This is a genomic window from Roseovarius sp. PS-C2 (genome assembly GCF_018862045.1).
Classification (GTDB): domain Bacteria; phylum Pseudomonadota; class Alphaproteobacteria; order Rhodobacterales; family Rhodobacteraceae; genus Roseovarius.
This window is the reverse complement of record NZ_JAHKSQ010000039.1, coordinates 1-1,151: the sequence shown is the minus strand read 5'-3', so window position 1 is coordinate 1,151 and position 1,151 is coordinate 1. Positions and strand designations below refer to the sequence as shown.

General features: G+C 63.7%; 1 protein-coding gene. It reads right to left on the bottom strand.

The window, feature by feature from the left end; genetic code table 11:
• The coding region (tuf, locus tag KPG71_RS19590; protein ID WP_216340446.1) for an elongation factor Tu at positions 1-1,151 on the bottom strand (1,151 nt) is incomplete at both ends.

The window sequence follows — 1,151 nt, the reverse complement described above, 5'->3', positions numbered from 1 at the left end:
TCGATGATTTTGGAGACGACGCCGGCGCCGACGGTGCGGCCGCCTTCGCGGATGGCGAAGCGCAGGCCGTCTTCCATGGCGATCGGGGCGATCAGTTCGACTTCGAACTTCAGGTTGTCGCCCGGCATCACCATTTCCGTGCCCTCGGGCAGCGTCACCGTGCCGGTCACGTCCGTCGTGCGGAAGTAGAACTGCGGACGGTAGTTCGCGAAGAACGGCGTGTGACGGCCACCTTCCTCTTTGGTGAGGATATAGGCTTCGGCCTCGAACTTCGTGTGCGGCGTCACCGAGCCCGGCTTGCACAGGACCTGACCGCGCTCAACGCCGTCACGGTCGATACCGCGCAGCAGCGCGCCGATGTTGTCGCCCGCTTCACCGCGATCCAGCAGCTTGCGGAACATCTCGACGCCCGTGCAGGTCGTCTTCTTGGTGTCGCGGATGCCCACGATCTCCAGTTCGTCGCCCACGTTGATCACGCCACGCTCGACACGGCCGGTCACAACCGTACCGCGGCCCGAGATCGAGAACACGTCTTCGATCGGCATCAGGAACGGCTGGTCGACAGCACGGGCCGGCGTCGGGATGTACTCGTCCACGGCCGCCATCAGTTCCTTGATCTTCTCTTCGCCGATTTCCGGGTCACGCCCTTCCATCGCCGCCAGCGCCGAACCGGCAACGATCGGAATGTCGTCGCCCGGGAAGTCATACGAGCTCAGCAGTTCGCGGATTTCCATCTCGACCAGCTCGAGCAGTTCCTCGTCGTCCACCTGGTCGACCTTGTTCATGAACACCACCAGCGCCGGAACGCCGACCTGGCGCGCCAGCAGGATGTGCTCGCGCGTCTGCGGCATCGGGCCGTCGGCCGCGTTCACAACCAGGATCGCGCCGTCCATCTGCGCCGCACCCGTGATCATGTTCTTCACATAGTCCGCGTGACCGGGGCAGTCCACGTGCGCGTAGTGACGCGCGTCCGTTTCGTACTCGACATGCGCCGTCGAGATCGTGATCCCCCGCGCCTTCTCTTCCGGCGCACCGTCAATCTGGTCATACGCACGGAAATCACCGAAATACTTCGTGATCGCCGCCGTCAGCGTCGTCTTGCCGTGGTCAACGTGACCAATCGTACCGATGTTCACGTGCGGTTTCGAACG